Here is a 21,037-nt window from a genome sequence, read left to right on the forward strand (position 1 = left end):
CGCTCAGCTGCGGTCAACGCCCTACGATCTCATCTCAGGGGCTCAACGCCACACCTCATGAATAAAGCAGGCTAGTGTCCTGAGTTAGAAGTTCGTTGATGAATTCGCAGGCGAGTTTTTGTGCCTGAGCGCGGCGCGACGACGAGCGTGGCAGGTTCCACGGGAGGAGGAGCAACGTGTTCAGGGGCGAAAAGGTGCCGCGAATTCATCAACGAACTTCTAACTCAGGACACTAGCCAGAGGGCGCGAGGCGTCTCGCTGCTTAGGATTGAATCGAATCGACAGGGAGAGAACGTTATGAATAAGCTGATCGTTACCTTGCCGCTGATGGCCGCGTTGGCGTTTGGCACGAGCACGGGCGCACTCGCCGAGCAGGGTGCCAAGAGGGCAGATCGTGGCGAGCGCGCGGCGGAGCGCCTAGACAAAAAGGGCGATCGCCGCGAGCAGCGTTTGGACAACTCCGGCCAACGCAAGGACGAGCGTCTCGACCGTCGCGGCGAGCGCGCTAACGCTAAGCTTGACCGTAAGAGCGAACGCGCGGAGGCCGCAGGGCGTGACAACATGTCCGAGGCCTTGGACAAAAAGGGCGATCGCATCGAAGAGCGTGCTGACCGAAAAGGTGATCGCATTGAGGATCGCCGAGAGACCCGTGGTGACCGCGCGGACGAGCGACTGGACCGTCGCGGCGAACGCATCGAAGAGCGCACCGACGACGACGACGACGACGCCTAAGGCTTCAGGAAGCTAGTCGGGGGTGGCGAGCTTCGCCGCCCCCTACCCTGTGCGTTGGCTGATCTCGCGCTGAACGCGTTTCGTCAGCTTCGCGAACACCAGCGCGTAGGAATGGCGGAGCAGCACCACCAGGTGCTCGGCCGGGAACGGGCACATCGACGGATCCACCTGGACCCACTTGGCCCGCGCCAGGTAGGGCGCCGGCGCAATGCCGGGCACCCCGGTCAGTTCGACGAAGCGGTCCGCATCCACCTTGAAGGAGTAGCGGGAATTCGCCGCCAGACCGGTGACGGCGAACATCTTGCCGCCGATCTTGAACACGACGTTATCGCCCCATTGCACCTGCTCAGTGGCCGCCGGCAATTCGCGGCAAAGCGCCTTCATGCGCTCGCTGCTCAGCAACTGCTGATCATCCCGCCGCCCGCACGGAACTGGCGAAGCACCGTACCGGACCGCTCGGGCCTGGGACCTGGAACAGCTGCTCTCGTGCCAGCGTAAAGTCCGCCACCGTGACCGTGCCGTCGCCATTTAGATCGGCGTCTGCATCCGCCGTGAAGAGGCGTTCCACCAGCAAGCGCAAGTCGGCAACGGTCACCCGACCGCTGTCGTCCAGATCAGCGTCACACACATTACCGTAGCCATCACCGTTGCTGTCGCGCTGATTTGGATTCATCGTCGTGGTGCAGTTGTCGCGATCGTCCAGGACACCATCCCCATCGCTGTCGAGGGGGTCGCTCACGGAGAGCATGTAGACAGCACCGGCATCGGCCGCCGCCGCGTCGTGGCTCCACGCACTTACCGCGAGGAGCGAGCCATCGCCCGATGCGGACATCTGCCGCCCGAACAGATCGCCGACGGCGACGTCCTGGGGGATGAACTTCGCCGCCTGCCCCCAAGCGCCATCAGCACACTCATCGCGACGGAACACGTAGATCGCACCACTGAGCGGGCCTCGGGTTGCGTCATCCGGGGCACCCGCGATCACAACATCCGGCGAGAACCACGTGAGCCCTCGACCAAGGTTGTCGCCGGCGAGCGTGTCCTCGCTCAGTACCTTGGCCTCGAGTCGCCAACCTGTCGGCATTTGCTCATCGCGGGCAAATAGGTAGACGGCACCCGCCCCTGGGGCGGTGTCGTTGGCCTCGGGGGCGCTGACCGCGAGTAGATCGCCCGAGAAGGCGCCGCGCGCAGCGTACTCGTCGCCGGCCTGCAGATCCGCCGGCACCAGCTCGCCGAGCTCCAGCCAGACTCCTGAATTTTGCGGATCCTGCTCGAACACCCACAAGCCCCCGGCATCCGTTGCTACACCGTCCGCGCGCCGACTGCCGCCGACCAAGCGCTGTGGGCCCTGGGAATCGAAAGCACCGCCACCGAAGTTGTCTCCGGGCGCCGCTGCCAAGGGCACGAGCTGCGCCCGCTCGATCCAACTCTCGCCCTCACGCTCGAAGACAAAGAGGCCGCCCGCGTCGGTGATTCCACCCGGGTCGTCGCGGGTGCAGGGCATCAGCAGGTGATTTGGCCAGAGTTCACTGATGGTGCAGATGTCGCCGGCGCTCGCGGCGCTGGCGATGAGCTGTTGCTGGAAGACCCAGCTCGCCTGCACGCCATCGTAGGTAAAGAGGTAGACGCTGCCCCCATTCGGCGCTCCCGGCAGGTCGTCTGTCCGCGCTCCCACTGCGAGCAAATCGCCGAGCAAGCGTACCTGACCGAACTGATCGCCTGGCTCCCCATCCGGGGCCAGCAGCTTTTGCGTCTGCAGCCAACTTCCGCCATCGAACTCGTAGAGGTACACCGAACCGGACGCCTCGCCGTTGTCGTCGTCCTCCAAGGCACCCACGGCGAGCCTTTGCCCGTCGGTCCACACGGAGAACCCGAATTCGTCACCGGCGGCCGCGTCCGCGGCGGTGAGCTTCTGGAGGACGGCCACATCCACCTCCGCCATTGACGAGCTCGCCAACAGCGATAGGATGGCCGCGTTGCCTAGTAGGGGCAGTGACAGGCGTAGCGATGCGATCATGGCGAAGATCCTTCTCGCGCGGGTACAGGGGGGTCCTAAAGCAAGCGCTAGACGGGCGCGGTAACCCTCATGCCGCTGTGCTTCCCTCACAGCGCTCCAGGAGCTGATAGACCGTTCCGTCGCCGATCAGCGCGCCCGTATCAGTGTGGGCTAGGCCTAGCGCGCGACGCAATCCATCGCCATGGCGGGCCAGTCGCGCATTGAGCGCGTCCGCGACGCGTTCGGCTAAGGTGGGCACGATGCCATCCCCGTCCGGCTCAGGGGGCACCTGCGAAAGGGCGTCTGCCGCGGCACGAGCCAGGAGCGCGAGGCAGCCCAGAAACTGCTCCCGCACGAAGGGGCGGCCGGCCTCTGAGCGCACGTAGGCCACCACCGGTTCCATGTCCCGCGACGGTGAAGCGCCGCGGCGCAGAAGCGACTGGGACAACATCGGGTTGCCATCGAGCAGTTCATGCTGAAGGGCGAGCTCCCATTGGCAATCGACGAGCTGCTGCTCCAGGCGCGTCTGGTCGCTTGCTTGCGCGGTTGCCTGCTGCCAGTCAGACGGCTGCAAGCGCTCGCGCGTCACGCGAAACAAAGAGCGCACGGCCCAGGAGGCGAAATCGACCTCCCCTGCCGGCAGCGTGACCCAGTTCTCCTCGTTCACCGCGTAAGCTCGCCCACCTCCTCGCGCATGCGATGAACGTAACAGCTCTAGGCGCGATAGAACGCGCGCGGGCACGCAGCTCGGCGCTCCCGTTTCGGGCACTGGTCCTCATGCCCAGGATCGACGCGACGTTCGGCCAGCACTCCCCCACTTGCCGCCGCGTCCGACCCTGCCCACCCGGCCCAGACCCCACTACACTGTGGCGGCATGAACGCCCCTGCCATACGCCGCTACCTTCCCCACGCGGTGATCGCCGTCGCCGCCCTCCTCGCGATTGCACTACCCGCGCAGACCGGCGCCCGCGTCCAGGGCGTCGCCGCGACGTTCCTGCGCCACTTCGACTGGCTGACCCTGCTGGTGGCGAGCGGGGCGGTGCTGGTCTGCGCCGCAGTGGTCTTGCTGCCGATCGGACGGCACCGCATTGGAGGAGCGCAAGCGCGACCGGAGTTCCGCACGGTCACCTGGCTGTCTATGCTCTTCGCCGCCGGTATGGGCGCAGGCCTGGTCTTTTGGGGCGCCGCCGAGCCCCTCATCCACTTTCTAAATCCGCCTCCCGGCGGCCCGGCGCCGGCGTCCGATCCCGCACGACGCTTGGCGCTTGCGCTCACTCAGTTCCACTGGTCAGTGCACGCATGGGCCGTGTACGCCGTCGCCGCACTCGCCATCGCAGCCTTCGCGGGTCGCGGACACGCACCCCTACCCTCGAGTCCCCTCGTGCCGGCGTCCGGGCGCGTGCGCCGAGCGGTCGACTGGATCGCCCTGATCGCCGTGCTCGTGGGGGTCGTCGCTAGCGTTTCCGCGGGCGCGCTGCAGATGGGTGCCGGCGTGGCTCGCGTGAGCGATGGGAGCTTGCCCGACTCGCCCGTGTCCCAGAGTGTGCTGCTGCTCCTGCTGGCGGCGGCCTACCTGACCTCCGTCACCGCCGGCCTGCGCCGCGGCATCGCGTTCCTATCCAACGTGAACATGGGGCTGGCGGCGCTGCTCGCCCTATTCTTTTTCTTCGCTGGACCGACCACAGAGATTTTAGGCACCTTGCGCGAGAGTGCTACCGCTTACCTAAGCGAACTGCTATCGCTGTCCACCCAACTGCGCGCGGCCGGCGAAGCCCGGCAGTGGACCCGCGATTGGAGCCTCACTACGCTCCTGTGGTGGATCGCGTGGACTCCTTTCATCGGCGCCTTTATCGCCCGCATCAGCTACGGCCGCCACCTGCGCACGCTGGTACTCGGGGTGCTGTTCGTGCCGACACTCGTCACGTTGCTTTGGTTCTCCCTGCTCGGGGGCACTGCCCTGCACCTGGCGACAAACGGCATCGACCTAGGAGTCTCTGACTTCGCGACGGCTCCTGCCGCCACCTACGCTGTGCTCGAGCATCTGCCCTTCACCAAGTTCACCCAGAGCCTGACGCTGCTGTTAGTATTCACCTTCCTGCTCACCAGCGCAGATAGCGGCGCTTACGTCCTCGGGATGTTCTCGCGAGGCGCGATGGAGGATCCACCGTTGGCCGAACGCTTGTTCTGGGGCCTCGTGATCGCGCTCCTGTCCGGGGCGGCGATCCTTTCTGCCGGGGGCCAATCGGTAATCCGCGCATTCGCCGTGTCCGGCGCGATCCCCATGGTGCTCTTGCTCGCCGTGCAAGCGGGGGCCCTGCTCTTCCGTTGGAGCTGGTGGGTCCAGAGCCATACCCCAACTCGATCTGGGACGGAACCCTCATGACCGTATCCATCGTCGACGCAAACTACGACCACCCGGTCCATGCCCAACACATCGTGGAGATCACCAATGCGTACGCCCAAGACGCGATGGGCGGCGCGGCTCCCCTACCTGAGACCGTGCAGCGCGAGCTGGTAGCAGGCCTACGGGCGACGCCCGGCGCCATCAGCCTGCTGGCTTACGACGAGGATACGCCGCTCGGCGTGGCGAACTGCTTCATCGGCTATGCCACGTTTAAGGCGAGGCCCCTCATCAATGTGCACGACCTCGCCGTCGTGCCGCAGGCCCGCGGGCGTGGCGTCGGTAAAGCGCTGCTCGAGGGTGTGGCGGCACGGGCCCGGCGCATGGGCGCTTGTCGAGTCACGCTCGAGGTACTCGAGAACAACCCGGCTCGCCGCTTGTACGAACGTGAGGGTTTCTCCTACGGCGACCCGCGGTATCTGTTCATGACACGTTCCTTGGACTGACCACAGTCAAGTTCGCACCGCCGCTGCCGATAGCAAGGGGTACACCTTCGACCGGCAGCAGCGTACGTGAGACATCATCCGAACAGCGATCGCTTCCATCTCGGCTTTCGAGACAGCCTTCGCGTACTAGTACCTTATCTTCGGCGCAACTTTCTCAACCAGCTGTCCGGCATCTGGTTCATCGTCGCCTACCTGATCGCCTTCCAGTGGTTTGTCCTACACCTTCCGCTGGTGTACGCCGCCATGATCGCCACCGGGTTGCTGGTGGTGTGCGCTGGCTTGATGTTCTTCATGGAAGGGCTGCGGCTGGGGTTGATGCCACTCGGGGAGATCTTCGGCAGCTACCTGCCCAGGCGCAGTCCCATGCTGGTCATTCTCGCCCTCGCCTTTGTACTCGGCGTGGGCGCAACCTTCGCCGAGCCTGCAATCGCCGTGCTGAAGGCAGCCGGGGCCGGCGTGCGAGCGAACGAGGCGCCGCTGCTCTACAGCTTACTGAATGACTTCGCGGGCCAGCTTGTGCTCGCCGTGGGCGTGGGGGTTGGTGTCGCCGTGGCGTTAGGAGTCCTACGCTTCTTCTTCGCCTGGCCACTGAAGTACCTGGCCATGCCCATCGCGGGGCTGCTGCTCGTGCTGACCTGGCTTTACTCGCGCAATCCCGTCTTGAGCGACGTGCTGGCACTGGCTTGGGACTGTGGTGCGGTGACCACGGGACCGGTTACCGTGCCGCTAGTGCTCGCTCTGGGGATAGGCGTGTGCCGCGTCGTATCCAGCGGCAGCGGCAGCGGTGGACACTCGGGCTTTGGCATCGTTACCCTCGCCTCCCTGTTTCCGATCCTCGCCGTGATGCTGCTCGGCTTGTTGCACTTCGTGCTCGACGATTACTACGGCGGACGCTACTACACTGGTGACACGGTGGCGGCTCAGAGCACGATGACCCAGGAGGATGAGCGCTTGCTGAATGTGCGCGAAGACCCGATCAGCAGCGATGAGTTCGCTCGCTACGTGGCCAGCGGCGAGCTGCCGCGCGGCTACCTGCTCGGCTTCGACGGCGGTGAGGTGACCTTCGAGGATGGCCGTATGGTGCTGTCCGGCTCCGATATCGTGATTCGCAAGCTACACCAACGCCCTCTGTCCCTGGTCACCGATCAGCATTGGGACGACCAGGTTTCGATCGCGGAACGCGTCTGGGGAGCCGCCCTAGACGCCTTGCGCGCCATCGTGCCGCTGTGCCTGTTCTTGTACTTGGTGCTGCGGCTGGTGCTACGCCAACGCTTAGCTGAGGGCAACGACGTGACCGTGGGCGTGGGCTTCGCTCTGTTCGGCATGATGCTGTTCGGCCTTGGCATCACCTTGGGGCTTACCCCGCTCGGCGCACAGCTCGGCGGCAACGTGCCTCTGACCTTCGCCACCATCGTGCCCTGGGGCTTAGATCACGCCGAACTCGCCATGTTCGAGTCGCCTGCCATGGGCAAGATGCTCGCGGTCGCCTTCGGCTTCTTCCTAGGCTACGGCGCCACCTTGGCCGAGCCCGCCCTGAACGCCCTGGGCGATACGGTCGAGCGCATCACCGTAGGGGCGTTTCGCAAGCGACTGTTGATGCAAAGCGTCGCGGTCGGGGTCGGCCTCGGCATCGCCGCGGGCGTCATCAAGCTCGCCTACGACGTGCCGCTCGTGTGGTTGCTGCTACCCGCCTACTCGGTCGTGCTGGTGCTCACTTGGCTATCCCCCCACAGCTTCGTCAACTTCGGTTGGGACAGCGCCGGCGTGACCACCGGCCCCATCACCGTACCGCTTGTGCTGGCGATGGGGCTTGGCATCGGCGGCAGCGTGCCGGGAGTGACCGACGGCTTCGGAGTTCTTGCCCTCGCCTCCGTTGGGCCCATCCTCACGGTGTTGACCGTAGGGTTGTACACACACTACCAGGAACAACAGTCTCTCTCGCGGCAACGGGCTGCGGAGCGCTACGAGGACGATCCTATCGTCGGCGGCGTGGAGGTGTCGGGCTGATGTTTAGCCAACAGCATGAGCTCTCCGTCGTCACGGCAGTCCTGCCAAGCACGATCGCGGAACACGTGATCGAGGTGCTTCACGCACAGTCGCACCGCGCCATGCTGGTGTGGAAGGCGCGAGGTACCACCGTTCGCGATCGATGGTACGCACGCTGGCTACCCCCAATCAGTCCAGTCAAGGTGATGCTACGACTGGTGGTACCCCAGAGCGATGTCGACGCGGTGTTGGCCACGATCGTGACCGAGGGGCGGCTGCACATGCAGGCCACCGGCGCGGTCTTCGCCATGCGCTGCGAGGCGGCGTTCCGGGGCAACGCGTTTGCGTGCCCGGGGGATAACTACACCACGGGCGGCACCGATGCCGAGCAACCGGCGCAGAGCCTACAGCACAACTTGCGCCTGCTGAGCTGCGTAGTCGCGCACCAGTACAGCGAGCGGGTTGCGCGAGCAGCCATCGAAGGGGGCGCGCACGGCCCCATCGTGCACTACGTGGAAGGCCGAGGCCTACGCGATCGTCTAGGGTGGCTACGCATCACCAAGGAGCAAGAGAAGGAAGTGCTCATGGTGATTGCCGACGAGGAAGACTCGGAAGAGATCTTCGATCGCATGGCCAACGTCGGCGAGTTTCACCTGCCGGGGCGAGGCATCATGTACTCGATGGAGATCGACAAGGGTATGTTCAACCTGCCCGGCCTTATCTCCCACCACCACCACGCCGCCAGCATGCAGCAGATCATCAACGCCATCGATCATCTTCAGGGGCACGCCCACTGGCGCGATCAATCGGTCTTCGACGTGGGAGCCGGCGGGCGCGGTTCGGGCATGAAGATCAACGCCCCGCGACGCGGCGTCGACAACCAGCTGTCCCTCAATGCCGTGGTGCGCCGAGATGATATGGACGAATTGATGGGCGTCATGCTCAACGCCGGTGCGCCGGGAGTGAGCATTCACTACTCAAGGATCGCTGAACCTCGGGAGGAACGTGTGTCAGCCGCGAGTCCCGCGCGGGTCAGTCGCGAGTACGCCCATCTGCGGGGCGTCACCGACCGATTCACGGCTGAACGCATCTGTCAGGCATTGGAGGCGGCGTCTTCGCCGGGCAAGTTGGACGACGTCTTCGCCTACACAACCGCCGTGCCGCGCGTAGCGATGTACGTGCCCGGCAAGCGCAACTACCGCAAGGCGAGTTGACGGTGCATTGATCGCGCCCTAGGGCGTCGCCACGACCGCGACGAAGCGCAGGTGCCGTACCGACCTTACGCGAGCGAACGCCTCAAGGGACTCGCCTGGCAGGTCGATCAAAGCGGAGCGCCCATCCACCCACCGCGCATCGAGCGCGGCGAGCGCGGCCGCCGGCACGAACCCTGCAGTACCATCGCGGCCGGTATCTAGCTCCACAGACACCCGTAGGCGCCGCGTTTCGCCAGCCGCCGTTAGGAAAGCCAGCCGCGGCCCCATCTTGGCGCGTGAGACGACCCGTTCATGCAGATCCGGTCGAGTCCCGGTATCGGTCAGATCGAGTCGAGTAGCGACCGCCGCGAGCATCCGATCTAAGGGCGCGTACACGTTTTCGAGCGTGAGGCTCCCACCGTTATGCTGAGACAACTGCCCCGCGCCGGCGAGCGCACCAGTGACGAGCAGTGCCGCTACGGCGAGTCCGCTGAGACTGCGTGTGAATGTGTTCATCCTTGATTCCGAAGGCCGGTGCGTTACCGTGTCCTGTCACAGCGTCATCGGTCACGGAACACCCTCATTGCCGTGTCCGACGGGGATCAGGCGATGCGCGGGAGCTGGCCGGGAGCGCTCAGACGCTCGGCGATTGCCTCCAGGCGCTCGCCGGAGCGGCGAAACGCGGACCAGTCACCATTTGCCGCTTCGCGCGCCTGCCGGCTCGCGGTCAGGCGTAGCTGGCGCACCAGCGCATCGTGGTACTCCTGGGCGAAGCGTGCGGCCTCCTCACGCGTTTTGATCTCGGCAACGTTGGTGTGGGCAGCGACCATGCGTGTCCTCTCCATGTTGTTGGTCCCCCGTCCTCTGTTCACCTGCGCCTTCCCCCCCGTCGTGGGGTCAGCACCAGGCATCGGCACCTAGGCTGCACGGTCGGCGATGAATCGAACCTGAACATCACCAGCGCACCCCATAGGAGTGCTCCCAAGGGTTGTGCTCTCGCAGCGTTACGTTACATCCACACCCCAGACAACGGCCCGAGGTGGCGACGTCGACCCGTCAGACCACCCGCGTACGACGACGTTCCTCAAGCGAGATGAAGACCGTAAGAGGACGAGGCGGCACGGCTCAGGCGCGCGGGGGACGCCCTACGACCACTCGCCCCCCACTCGCGATACTCGTTCCCCCGAACGAGGGCGTACTTGCGTGGTCACACTTGGCATGCGGCCGCCGTTCCCTTGGCCGTCCAGAGGAAGATTCTCCATGGCTGCGCACCATCCCCCCTACCACCCGGCGCCCAGGCGCTGGGGGAAGCAGCATCCGCAGCGGCGGCGGATCGGCCCGTACCTGATCGCAGCCCTGCTGCTGCACGGGTGCGGGGGCGGCGGCAGTGGCCCATCGCAGGCTCCAGCGCCACCTCCGCCGGGCCCGAGCGCGGGCCCTGTCCTAGACCTGTCAACTACCCCGACCGGTAACGGCATCCTGCGCCTTAGCGGGGCCGCATCCACAGGGCAATTCGGTGTGCCGGTCGCAGCCGGGAGCGATATCGACGGCGATGGGGCGGAGGACTACGCCATGTCGGCCATGCTCGCCTCTCCCTTAGGACGCACCGACGCAGGTCAAGTTCACCTCGTGCTCGGCGACGGCACCCTTCTGCGCGGCGACATCAACAGCGCCGTCGACGCCGACGACATCCTCATCATTGCTGGCGCCGCGCGCCAGGAGGTGACCAGCAGTGAGATCTGGATGGAGGACGTGACGGGCGACGGCATCGGTGATCTCATCATCGCCCGTCAGAACTACCGCGAACCGTCGTCCGGACGTATCGGGGCAGGCGCCGTCTCGATCCTCGTCGGAGGCGCGACCGTGCGCGACCTCGCGCGCAACAACGCGCCCCTCGACCTCGCTGCCCCGCCTGCGAACGCGACCGTGCTGACCTTGGTAGGTGCCGCCGAGCTGGACCGCCTGGGGATGTGGATGCGCACTGGCGACGTCACGGGCGATGGCATCGCCGACGTACTCATCGGCGCGGATCAGGAGGACGGCAACGGGGAGCCCAACCGCGGCGCCGCCTGGCTGCTCCGCGGCGGCGTCTCGCTGGCGCAGACGCTGACAGTGGATCTGGCGAACTTCGGTGCCACCCCCCTCGCCGGGCACCTGCTCAAGATCACCCCTCCCGCGGGCGCCACTGACTACCATTTCGGGGCAACGCTCACCGTTGACACGGCACCGGGTAGCGTCACCCGCATCGATGGGGCTACCGTGGCCGGCGCCTTCGCAAACCTACGCCTAGGCGAGGACATGCTGGCCGGCGAGGACTACAACGGGGACGGCGCCGCCGACCTCTTCCTGGGCGATATTCGAGGCGACGCGCTCGGCCGGACGGAGAGCGGCGTGGGGCACGTGTTTTTCACCGCGCGGAACCTGCGTGACCGTCGCTTCGCGATGGATGCTGTACCCGCGGATCTCACCTTTTCGACCCTCGCGGAGCCTGAGGCTGGAGCGATCGGGGCTGACACCTCCCTGCACGGTGACTTTGACGGTGACGGAATCACCGACCTCGCCGTGGCCTCTCCGTTGGCCAGCCCGTCCGGTCGCTTCCAGGCCGGAACGGTGCACGTCCTATGGGGTCAACCAGGACCGTGGCCGGCCCGGATCGATCTCGCGGAAGGACGGCGGCCGGCGGGATTCGCGATCACGGATATCCTGGGCGCATTCGGCGGCACGGGTCAGAGCGACGCGGGCGATACCTTGATGTACAGCGCCGCACCAAGCGATTTGGATGGCGATGGACGGGTCGATCTCGTCATCAACGAGATGCGGGCGAACGCCGGCGGGCGCAACGATGTGGGCAATCTCTTGATCGTGAGCGGCGCGCGAGTGCCGCGCGATTGACAGACCTGCCAGGAGAACTCACCTAGCCGCCCTGTTCACCTCGAGAGCGGACTGCCGCTAGCGCCTTGCGCGCTCGCGAACGAGGGACGAAACCGCAGTTTGCTGCGGGTCACCTTCGCCACGCAAGCCCGCTTCGACGCCGGCGCGATCAGCGGCCCCCTTGTTCTGGCTCAGCTTCCATGTGCCCACAACGCTCCCGATCTCGACTTCGAAGCCGACGAGTCCCTTCAACTGCTGCGCGACATAACTGCTCGGTGCATCCGAGACGGCCCAGGGGGCAACCCTAGATCCCTCGTGGGTGTTGGTCAGCGTGTGCAGATGGGCGAGCAACCGCTGCGGATCCTGGACGAAGCGTAGGGTTCCCCGGGCGTGGACGACCACGTAGTTCCAGGTAGGCACCACCTTGCCATGCTCTTGCTTGGACGCGTACCAGGTAGGGGTGATGTAGGCCTGGGGCCCCTGGAAGATGACCAGCACCTCGATGGGATCGGCCGAGGCACGGGCCAGGGAGTTGCCACGGGCAAGGTGACCGCGCAGTACGCTGGGCTTCCCCTCGTGAAGGACCAGAGGTGCGTGATCCGCGCTCAGCTGACCCGTGCCCGAGGACACGATGGTGGCAAAGGGATGCTCGCGCATCAGACCGTGAAGCACTTCCCGGCGTGTCTCTCGAAAGAGCGGTGAAGGGTTCATCGCGATCAACCGTTCAAGGGCTTGGGAGAGGTGAGCGTAGCGGCGCCCGCAGGGGAGGAGCAAGCGTCCGATCCGGCGTATCATGACGACCATGAATCAGAAGTATCGAAAGCCACTGCCGGGGACCGATCTGCACCATTTCGACGCGCGCAGCGCCGTCGAGGACATCCGCCCGGGCGCCTACGCCACTTTGCCCTACACCTCTCGAATCCTCGCCGAGCAGCTCGTGCGCCGCTGTGACCCCCAGATCCTGGAGGAGTGCTTGCGCCAAATCGTCGAACGACGCCGCGACCGGGACTTCCCCTGGTACCCTGCGCGCGTGGTCTGCCACGACATTTTGGGCCAAACCGCCTTGGTCGACCTCGCCGGCCTGCGCGATGCGATCGCGACCCAGGGCGGTGACCCGGCCGAGGTCAACCCGGTCGTGCCCACACAGCTCATCGTCGATCATTCCCTAGCCGTTGAGCACGCCGGCTTCGAGGCGGACGCCTTCACCAAGAACCGAGCCGTGGAAGAGCGTCGCAATGCGGACCGCTTTCACTTCATCAACTGGTGCAAGGAGGCCTTCGAAAACGTCGACGTGATACCCCCAGGCAACGGCATCATGCACCAGATCAACCTGGAGAAGATGTCGCCGGTGGTGCAGGTTCGCGAAGGCATCGCCTTCCCCGACACCTGCGTGGGCACCGATTCGCACACGCCGATGGTGGATGCGCTCGGCGTGATCTCCGTCGGCGTGAGTGGCCTGGAAGCGGAGTCTGTGATGCTGGGACGCGCCTCCATGATGCGCCTTCCGGAGATCATCGGCGTGGAGCTACAAGGCTGCCTACGGCCGGGGATCACCGGCACAGACCTAGTGCTGGCGTTGACCGAGTACCTCCGTCGCGAGCGCGTGGTCGGCGCCTACCTCGAGTGCTTCGGCGAGGGCGCAGACAGCCTCACCGTAGGCGATCGCGCCACGATCTCGAACATGACGCCCGAGTACGGCGCCACGGCGGCGATGTTTTGCATCGATGACCAGACCCTCGACTACCTGCGCCTTACCGGTCGCGACGACTCCCAAGTGCAGCTGGTCGAACGCTACGCTCGCCACACGGGCCTATGGGCCGACGACCTCGCCCACGCGGAGTACGACCGCGTACTGCACTTTGATTTGGCCGCGGTGGAGCGCACCCTGGCTGGCCCGTCGAACCCACACGCCAAGTTGCCGGTGGCAGAGCTGGCGAGCCGGGGCATCGCCGGCGCTTGGGAAGAAACGCCGGATCAAATGCCCGACGGTGCGGTCATCATCGCTGCCATCACTAGCTGCACGAACACCTCGAACCCGCGCAACATGGTGGCCGCCGGCCTGATCGCGCGCAACGCCAACGCGAGAGGGCTGATGCGTAAGCCCTGGGTGAAGTCATCGCTAGCCCCCGGATCGAAGACCGTGAAGACCTACCTCAGCGAAGCTGGCCTGCTTGGCGAACTCGAACAGCTGGGTTTCGGGGTCGTAGCCTTCGCCTGCACCACCTGCAACGGCATGAGTGGCGCCCTGGACCCGGCGATCCAACAGGAGATCGTCGAACGGGATCTCTACGCCACCGCCGTGCTCTCCGGCAATCGCAACTTCGACGGCCGTATCCATCCCCACGCCAAACAGGCCTTCCTCGCCTCACCGCCGCTAGTGGTGGCCTATGCCCTCGCCGGCACCATCCGCTTCGACATCGAGAAGGACGCCCTCGGCCACGACGCCCACGGCATACCCATCACCCTCAAGGACATCTGGCCGGACGACGAAGAGATCGACGCCATCGTGAGCTCTGCGGTGAAGCCGCAGCAGTTTCGCGATGTGTACGAGCCGATGTTCGCCAAGGTGGTGGTCGAGTCTGAGCGCGCATCACCCCTCTATCACTGGCGCGAAATGAGCACCTACATCCGTCGCCCACCGTACTGGGAAGGCGCACTCGCGAAACCGCGCACGCTGCGTGATATGCGGGCCCTCGCGGTGCTGGGGGACAACATCACCACCGATCACCTATCGCCCTCGAACGCCATCTTAGCCTCGAGCGCCGCGGGTGAGTATCTGGCCAAGATGGGCTTGCCGGAAGAGGACTTCAACTCCTACGCCACCCACCGCGGTGATCACCTCACGGCGCAGCGCGCTACCTTCGCGAACCCCAAGCTCCTGAACGAGATGGTGCGAGACGACGCTGGCAGCATTCGCCAAGGCTCACTCGCGCGCCTCGAACCGGAGGGCGAGGTCATGCGTATGTGGGAAGTGATCGAGCGCTACATGTCGCGGGAACAGCCCCTGATCATCATCGCAGGCGCGGACTACGGCCAAGGCTCCTCCCGCGACTGGGCCGCCAAAGGCGTGCGCTTAGCGGGCGTGGAAGCGATTGTCGCGGAGGGTTTTGAGCGCATTCACCGAACGAATCTAATCGGTATGGGTGTGCTGCCACTTGAGTTCCAACCGGGCGACACGCGCGAGACCTACGCCATCGATGGCAGTGAGACCTTCACCGTGCTCGGGGAGATCGCACCGCGAGCCAAGATGACCACGGTCATCACTCGCCGCGACGGCGGCGCCGTGCAGGTGCCGGTGACCTGCCGCCTGGATACCGCGGAGGAAGTGACCATCTACGAGGCCGGCGGCGTGCTCCAGCGCTTCGCCAAAGACTTTTTGGACGGCGGCGTGGCCGCATGAGCGGCAGCGCGATCTTAGAGAGACTGGCATGAGCGTGGGTGCGCCGCAGGCAGCACAACTTCGTATCCCCGCGACGTACATGCGCGGCGGCACCTCCAAGGGCGTATTCTTCAAGCTCGCGGACCTACCTGCCGCCGCCCAACGTGCCGGGCCGGAGAGGGATCAGCTTTGCCTACGGGTAATCGGCAGCCCCGACCCTTACGGCAAGCACACGGACGGCATGGGAGGCGCCACCTCCAGTACGTCAAAAATCGTGATCGTCTCGCCTAGCACCCGACCCGACCACGACGTCGACTACTTGTTCGGTCAGGTGTCGATCGACCAGCCCTTCGTCGACTGGTCAGGAAATTGCGGCAACCTCTCCTCCGCGGTAGGCGCCTTCGCCATCGCCAATGGTCTGGTGGATCCGATCCGTGTACCTCGCGATGGCATCTGTGAGGTCCGAATCTGGCAGGCGAATATCGCCAAGACTATCCTCAACCACGTGTGCGTCAGCGACGGACAGGTGCAGGAGACGGGCGAGTTCGAACTTGACGGCGTCGCCTTCCCGGCGGCCGAGGTGCCCGTAGACTTCATGGCTCCGGTCGACGCGGACGACGCCCTGCTGCCCACCGGCAACCTGGTGGATGAGCTCGTGGTGCCCGAGGTGGGCAGCCTGCGCGCAACCATGATTACCGCCGGCATTCCCACCGTGTTCGTGGAGGCGAAGGCGCTCGGCTACAGCGGCTGTGAGCTGCAGCCGGACATCAACAACGACCCCGACGCGTTGAGTAGCTTCGAGAGGATCCGAGCCCACGGGGCGCTCGCGATGGGCCTGATCGCCGATCTGCGCGAGGCGCAGACTCGCCAGCACACACCCAAGGTCGCCATCGTGGCGGCGGCGGCGCCTTACCGCGCCTCTAGCGGCCGCCATGTCGACGCCGAGCGGATCGACTTGAACGTGCGTGCCTTGAGCATGGGCAAGCTACACCACGCCATGATGGGCACGGCGGCGGTGGCCATCGCGACGGCGGCGGCGATCCCCGGCACCTTAGTGAACCTGGCGGCAGGGGGCGGCGAGCGCGAGCGGGTGGTGTTCGGACATCCCTCCGGCACGCTGGCCGTGGGTGCAGAGGTACGCTGCGACGACGCCCGTTGGCAGGTGCGTCGCGTGCGTATGTCGCGTAGCGCGCGGGTGCTGATGGAGGGGTTCGTCCGCGTGCCGGCCTAGGGGCAACCTCGGTTCACTGCGAACCGCGCTGCCCCACCTTCCACCCACACTGCAGCATCGCCCATGCACAAGCGACGCCGCGGGCGAGGATCCCAGACAGGGAACCGAACAGCTCCGGCCTAACGCTTCAGCTAATGACGCTGGCTGGCGTGACCGCGTACGCCAACCTTGCCACGCCGCTCCGAACGCCCACGGACGATCGTCTCGAGCGGCTCCAGGAGCACCCAGAGACGCGTGTCTCCACAGACTCCCGACGTAGTGGGCTCATCTCGCGAGCGCCTGGAGCCCATCCTCGCTCTTGCGTAGAACCTCGAGCCCGGCGCCGGGTACTCACGAGTGGCGACTCGTGCCCGAGCTCTTTGGATTGACCTGCCTCAGCTGCCTCGAGATCCGAGATTCGCATCGTACAGGCCGCTATGCGCTGAGGGAGCAACCGATGAGATTCCTATGTCTGCTAACTCTGATCACTGCGCTCCCCGCCTGGGCGCTGGAGATCGAGCAACTCTCGGTGAAGCGCAAAGGGCGCACGTTTCGAAGCAGTGCGGTCTTTCTCATCGATTTGCCGCGCGACGAGGTCTTGCTCGCCGCACTCGATTTCGAGCGCATGGCCGACGTCAATCCAGCCGTGGTGGACACGACGGTGGATACGCTAGCGTCGGGCAGGATTCGCGTGACCACCACGCTTTACGACTGTGTTGCGGTAGTGTGCCGAACGGTCGTCCTCGTCGAAGACATCCAACATCACCCAACGTATCGCCTATCCGCGCATGTCGTCCCCTCGGCAGGCGATTTCTCCGCAGGTCGCTCCAGCTGGCAGTTCGATGAAACCGCACAGGGCACGCGCGTTCGCTACGAAGGGGAAATCAAGCCGAGCTTCTGGGTGCCGCGACTGTTGGGGGCAGCGGCCTTCAAACGATCCTTAAGACGCCAGGTAAGGGCCACGGCTATGCACCTAGAATCGCTAGGCCATTGAGGACGAATCGAGGGTGACCTAGTAAGCGCCGCTTCCCGAAGCGTCGCATGGTCGTCGAACGGATCCGCGTGCTACTCTGCTTCGCGATAGGGGGCGACAGCCTCGACGCAGTCGCCTCGCTCTCACCGCTTGTTCTCTTATCCATGGAGGGAATCATGTCTCGACTCGCCACCGCGCTCCTGGGCGCGCTTACGCTCCTTCCGCTCGCCGCGTTCTCGACCACCGTGTGGGATGAGAGTATCAGCGGCGATCTCTCCAGCGATCCAGATGCGCCCACCCCGCTAAGCTTCAACGCCGGCTCGAACATCATTACCGGATCGGTCTCCGACGGGGAGGGCGATACCCGCGACTTCGTCACCTTCACCATCGCCGATGGGCAGGTACTGACGGCCCTGCTGCAGCTCGAGTACGTTGACGGACAGACCGGCGGTCCTGGAAATCGCGGCTTTCACTCAATCAACGAGGGGGAGACGAGCTTCATCCCCGGCTTTGACACGTCCGACGACTTTCTCGGCGGTGCCCACCTCGACGCCCTCGCCCCCGGCACCGACATGCTGATGATCCTCGCCGGCGCGCCCCAGGCCGGCGTGGGCTTCGAGACACCCCTCGGCCCCGGCACCTACAGCTACCTGGTGCAGCAGACTGGGCCGCAGATCTCCGCCTACACCTTGGACTTTCAGGTCGCCGCGGTGCCCCTGCCCGCCGGTGTCTGGCTAATCTCCTCGGCGCTGGTGGGCCTGATCGGTTTCCGTGCTCGCCGCCGCGACGGGCTAGCGTAGGCCGCCGCGTAGACGGCGGCCTGGCAGCGGGCTCGGCCAACCGCGGTCGAGCCCAGCCGAAGTGGTTCAGGCGAGGCGAAGATCCACCTGACAGTCGTAGTAGCAAGCGCCGCCAACGGCCGGCTCACGTTCATCCTCAAGCAACGCGTTCACCGTGTTGCCCGAAGGGGAATCAGCGATCCACGCCCCCTTCGGCACGTACAAGGTGCCCGGCCTGACATCGTCGGTGAGCTGGGCAACGAGCTGCACCTGCGCCAAGTCGTTTAGCAGCAGCACTGCCGCACCATCGCCTACACCGCACGCTTTCGCATCGTCCGGGTGTATCTGGCAGCGCACGTCGTCCTGCTGTGACACGACGCCGCCGAAGGTCGAGTTGACGCGCTGCTCGGAAGCCGGTGTTACCAGAGTAAACGCCCGCGTCTTGCCAAGCGCCTCGAAGCGCGGCAGACCCTGACCGCAGTGCGCCTGCATCGCCTCGCTGTAGAGTTCGATCCGCCCGCTTGGCGTGCTGCAGCGCGTACCGCGAAGCATGGCCGGCTCGGCCGCTTCCGCTTCCATATCCACGGCGCCCGCAAGCGCGCGTTCGGCGAGCGTCGTATCGGCGCCGGCGAGCGCTTGGCGGGCGAGCGCGTCGTCGCTGTCCAGGAAGCAGGGGTCGTCAAAGGCAAAGCGCGCAGCGAGGCGTCGGAATAGCTCCGTATTGCTCAACGCCTCACCCTGCAGGGGAAGCACGGGCTGTGAGCGCTGCAGGTAACGATGGCCGTAGGCCTTGTACAAGTCGCCGTACTCGAAGTGTGTCGGCGCCGGCAGCACCAGGTCGCAGCACGCCATGGAGTCGGTCATGCTGATGTCGCTGCCGACGACGAAGCAATCCGACGACAGCAGCGCCTCGCGCATGCGGTCCTGGCGGGGGTGCACAGCAACAGGGTTGTGGTTGTAGATGAACAGTGCGCGCAGAGGCATCTCAGCGCCAGGCCGCAGCACGTAGCGAGGGATGTCCATGACGTTGAGCTCGCGCACGCCGTCGGGCGCGAGGTCCGGTCGGGCGAGCGCGTCACGGTCGATCGGGAAGTAGCGCGAGGTCTCGCAGATCCCGGCACCAAGAGGGCCGATGTTGCCGGTGAGCGCCATGAGCGAGAACGCACCACGCAGGCCTGCGCTGCCGTTGCGGTTACGCTCCGGGCCCACACCGATGCTCATGCCTGTCGGACGCCTGTTGCGCAACAGTTCAGCGAAGTGTTCTATGAGCTTGGGCTCAACGCCACACAGGCGCGCACCTCGCGTCAGATCGAATTCACAGGCTTGCTGAAGAAAGGCATCAGCGCCGTGAGTATGCTTGGCGATGAAGTCCGCATCTAGCCCGCCCCGGGCCTTGAGCAACGATGCCACCGTATAGGCCAGGGCGACGTCCGTCCCGGGCAGCAAGGGGATGTGAAGATCAGCCCCCTTAGCGATACGCGTGCGCTTGGGGTCGATCACCACGAGCTTGGCCCCGCCCTTCTGCGCATCGCGGATGATCGTCGTCAGGTGCAGGTTGCAGGCGGTGACGTTGTTGCCCCAAACGATGATCAGACGCGAGTGGGCGAGTTCCTGGAAGTCGATGCCGCCTGCATCGCCGAACACCGTCTCCCAGGCAGCGCTCGAGGTGCCGGCACAAAGCGGTGATGCATCGACCTTAGACGCGCCGAGGCGATGGAAGAAGCGCTTATCCATGCTGCCGTTGGCGAGCATGCCCATCGGACCGCCGTAGTACAGAGGCGCGATGGCCTGGCTACCCCAACGGGCGATGACCTCGTTGAAGCGTGCGTGGATGAGATCGAGGGCGTCGTCCCAAGCCACAGGCTCGAAGCGATCATCGCCACACCGTAGCAACGGGGTCAGGATGCGCTTATCCCCGTGCGCCTGCGCCGGAAAGGACTTCACCACCTTCGCGCAGGCCTTGCCCCGCGTGAAGGGGTTGGCGTCGCCGCCGCGCACCCTGACCAGGCGATCCCCCTCGACGATGACTTCGAGGCTGCAGGTGTCGGCGCAATCCAACGGGCAAACGGTCTGCCGCGCTGGGGCGCTGGGCGGGGCGGGCGGGGACGAAGCGCGAGCGGTCATCGACATGCCATCCTACGGTGGGACCAAGGGCATTGTGCATCAACGCGTCCGTCCGATCCGCTCCAGGGCGGAACGCACTCAGAGGCCGCGGGTGCCATCCGAGTTGATCCGCCGTTCAGCAGACCCGCCCGCGGCCCAGCCATGCTGACCAATGCACCTAGCGCAATCCACAGGGTCTAGAGGTGCGGCCACTCGCCCTCAAGTATGGATCTCCAAACTCCCACAGCCCTGCGTTACCACACTACTCTCCGCACAGTTCATCAAGGTAAGCCTTAGCATTGGAGTTCGAACAGACCTCGACACCAAAATCAACCAAGACCTGCGCTACTGTCGTCAACCTGCTGCTCTCTTTGGCTGCGCCGGTTCGACGACGCAGTTCAAACTGGGTGGCAAGCGTATCGACAACCGTATCGTTTGACTTGTTGATCCGAGCGTCGACAGAGACACCTATCTCCAACAACTCACGCACCATTCGTGGAGACGCTCCTGCGACGGCTGCGTGCAAGACTCCAGGCAGGTCAGGGTTGAACGCGGAGGAAGATGAAATGAGCCGTGCGGTCGGCTCGTGACCCACGGAGGCGGCCAGCGCGAAGGGCCTCAGCAGTTCACTGCCGCTCCACTGGAAAGCGTCGTTCTCGAGCAGAACCTCCACGGATAGGTAGTGGCCAAGGTGTGCCGCTGCCTCGATCGCAGCCACGCGCGCCGCATGACTTTCGGCTCGAGAATCGATTAGGTAGGCAATCGAGTCATGCATGTCACGCTGTGCGAGCTCGACGAGCAAAGGAAAAGTCAGCGCGCGTTCGAGCGCAGCGACCTGCGTGCCAGTGCTGATGAGCGAGCGAAACTGACTATCATCGGCCGCCTGCAGAGCAGCAAACTCGGCGGATCGCACGATGCCACTCTCAGCTGCCGCACGAGCGGTCCCAACGAACACAAGGATCGAGGAA

General features: G+C 65.2%; 18 protein-coding genes. 10 read left to right on the forward strand and 8 right to left on the reverse strand.

What is annotated here, in order from left to right; all coding sequences use genetic code 11:
• The first annotated feature begins 297 nt into the window (after positions 1 to 297).
• Positions 298 to 732, forward strand: coding sequence for a hypothetical protein (locus AAGA68_24850; protein MEM9388304.1), 435 nt, complete (start codon positions 298 to 300; stop codon positions 730 to 732).
• Between the two features lie 42 nt (positions 733 to 774).
• Here the strand turns inward: AAGA68_24850 and AAGA68_24855 are convergent, their stop codons facing one another.
• The 3 genes from AAGA68_24855 to AAGA68_24865 form a co-directional block, all read right to left on the reverse strand.
• Positions 775 to 1,134 (reverse strand): MmcQ/YjbR family DNA-binding protein, encoded by a 360-nt coding sequence (locus AAGA68_24855; GenBank protein MEM9388305.1) that lies wholly within the window; start codon positions 1,132 to 1,134, stop codon positions 775 to 777.
• A 7-nt stretch (positions 1,135 to 1,141) separates the two neighbouring features.
• On the reverse strand, positions 1,142 to 2,749 hold the full coding sequence (locus tag AAGA68_24860) for a hypothetical protein (protein MEM9388306.1): 1,608 nt from the start codon (positions 2,747 to 2,749) through the stop codon (positions 1,142 to 1,144).
• Positions 2,750 to 2,816: 67 nt separating this feature from the next.
• Positions 2,817 to 3,395, reverse strand: coding sequence for a hypothetical protein (locus AAGA68_24865; protein ID MEM9388307.1), 579 nt, complete (start codon positions 3,393 to 3,395; stop codon positions 2,817 to 2,819).
• 207 nt (positions 3,396 to 3,602) lie between these two features.
• Between AAGA68_24865 and AAGA68_24870 the strand changes: the two genes are divergently transcribed.
• The 4 genes from AAGA68_24870 to AAGA68_24885 all read left to right on the forward strand — a co-directional run bounded on the left by AAGA68_24870 (position 3,603) and on the right by AAGA68_24885 (position 8,775).
• Positions 3,603 to 5,111 carry a BCCT family transporter gene (locus AAGA68_24870; protein ID MEM9388308.1) on the forward strand — a complete coding sequence of 503 codons (1,509 nt, stop codon included), beginning with the start codon at positions 3,603 to 3,605 and terminating at the stop codon, positions 5,109 to 5,111.
• A complete protein-coding gene (locus tag AAGA68_24875; protein ID MEM9388309.1) occupies positions 5,108 to 5,575 on the forward strand; it encodes a GNAT family N-acetyltransferase in 468 nt (155 codons plus the stop codon). Before AAGA68_24870 ends, AAGA68_24875 begins: the two co-directional genes overlap by 4 nt.
• Before the next feature lie 66 nt (positions 5,576 to 5,641).
• Entirely contained in the window at positions 5,642 to 7,582 is a 1,941-nt protein-coding gene (locus AAGA68_24880; protein MEM9388310.1) for a DUF1538 domain-containing protein, read from the forward strand.
• The gene (locus AAGA68_24885) at positions 7,582 to 8,775 is read left to right on the forward strand and encodes a hypothetical protein (protein MEM9388311.1); all 1,194 of its coding nucleotides are present in this window, start codon (positions 7,582 to 7,584) and stop codon (positions 8,773 to 8,775) included. Before AAGA68_24880 ends, AAGA68_24885 begins: the two co-directional genes overlap by 1 nt.
• An 18-nt stretch (positions 8,776 to 8,793) precedes the next feature.
• Here the strand turns inward: AAGA68_24885 and AAGA68_24890 are convergent, their stop codons facing one another.
• Both AAGA68_24890 and AAGA68_24895 read right to left on the reverse strand, forming a co-directional pair.
• On the reverse strand, positions 8,794 to 9,270 hold the full coding sequence (locus tag AAGA68_24890; GenBank protein ID MEM9388312.1) for a hypothetical protein: 477 nt from the start codon (positions 9,268 to 9,270) through the stop codon (positions 8,794 to 8,796).
• Positions 9,271 to 9,356: 86 nt separating this feature from the next.
• Positions 9,357 to 9,599 (reverse strand): hypothetical protein, encoded by a 243-nt coding sequence (locus AAGA68_24895; protein MEM9388313.1) that lies wholly within the window; start codon positions 9,597 to 9,599, stop codon positions 9,357 to 9,359.
• A gap of 415 nt (positions 9,600 to 10,014) precedes the next feature.
• On the opposite strand from AAGA68_24895, the gene AAGA68_24900 reads away from it, so the two are divergent.
• Complete coding sequence (locus AAGA68_24900; protein MEM9388314.1) at positions 10,015 to 11,646, forward strand: FG-GAP repeat protein; 1,632 nt, start codon at positions 10,015 to 10,017, stop codon at positions 11,644 to 11,646.
• A 57-nt stretch (positions 11,647 to 11,703) separates the two neighbouring features.
• Here AAGA68_24900 and AAGA68_24905 read toward each other — a convergent pair whose 3' ends face one another.
• Positions 11,704 to 12,336, reverse strand: a complete 633-nt coding sequence (locus AAGA68_24905; GenBank protein ID MEM9388315.1) for an FMN-binding negative transcriptional regulator — start codon at positions 12,334 to 12,336, stop codon at positions 11,704 to 11,706.
• A 91-nt stretch (positions 12,337 to 12,427) separates the two neighbouring features.
• On the opposite strand from AAGA68_24905, the gene acnD reads away from it, so the two are divergent.
• From acnD to AAGA68_24925, 4 genes are all read left to right on the forward strand, one after another.
• Positions 12,428 to 15,025 carry a Fe/S-dependent 2-methylisocitrate dehydratase AcnD gene (gene acnD / locus AAGA68_24910; protein ID MEM9388316.1) on the forward strand — a complete coding sequence of 866 codons (2,598 nt, stop codon included), beginning with the start codon at positions 12,428 to 12,430 and terminating at the stop codon, positions 15,023 to 15,025.
• A 28-nt stretch (positions 15,026 to 15,053) separates the two neighbouring features.
• Positions 15,054 to 16,235 (forward strand): 2-methylaconitate cis-trans isomerase PrpF, encoded by a 1,182-nt coding sequence (gene prpF, locus AAGA68_24915; GenBank protein MEM9388317.1) that lies wholly within the window; start codon positions 15,054 to 15,056, stop codon positions 16,233 to 16,235.
• Between the two features lie 436 nt (positions 16,236 to 16,671).
• Positions 16,672 to 17,208, forward strand: a complete 537-nt coding sequence (locus AAGA68_24920; GenBank protein MEM9388318.1) for an SRPBCC family protein — start codon at positions 16,672 to 16,674, stop codon at positions 17,206 to 17,208.
• Between the two features lie 155 nt (positions 17,209 to 17,363).
• Complete coding sequence (locus tag AAGA68_24925; protein MEM9388319.1) at positions 17,364 to 17,987, forward strand: VPLPA-CTERM sorting domain-containing protein; 624 nt, start codon at positions 17,364 to 17,366, stop codon at positions 17,985 to 17,987.
• A 66-nt stretch (positions 17,988 to 18,053) separates the two neighbouring features.
• On the opposite strand, the gene AAGA68_24930 is transcribed toward AAGA68_24925, so the two are convergent.
• Both AAGA68_24930 and AAGA68_24935 read right to left on the reverse strand, forming a co-directional pair.
• Positions 18,054 to 20,090 carry a molybdopterin-dependent oxidoreductase gene (locus AAGA68_24930; GenBank protein ID MEM9388320.1) on the reverse strand — a complete coding sequence of 679 codons (2,037 nt, stop codon included), beginning with the start codon at positions 20,088 to 20,090 and terminating at the stop codon, positions 18,054 to 18,056.
• Between the two features lie 241 nt (positions 20,091 to 20,331).
• A complete protein-coding gene (locus tag AAGA68_24935) occupies positions 20,332 to 20,982 on the reverse strand; it encodes a hypothetical protein (GenBank protein MEM9388321.1) in 651 nt (216 codons plus the stop codon).
• Positions 20,983 to 21,037 lie beyond the last annotated feature (55 nt).

The sequence above is a fragment of the Pseudomonadota bacterium genome (assembly GCA_039193195.1).
Taxonomy (GTDB): Bacteria; Pseudomonadota; Gammaproteobacteria; order Steroidobacterales; family JBCBZW01; genus JBCBZW01.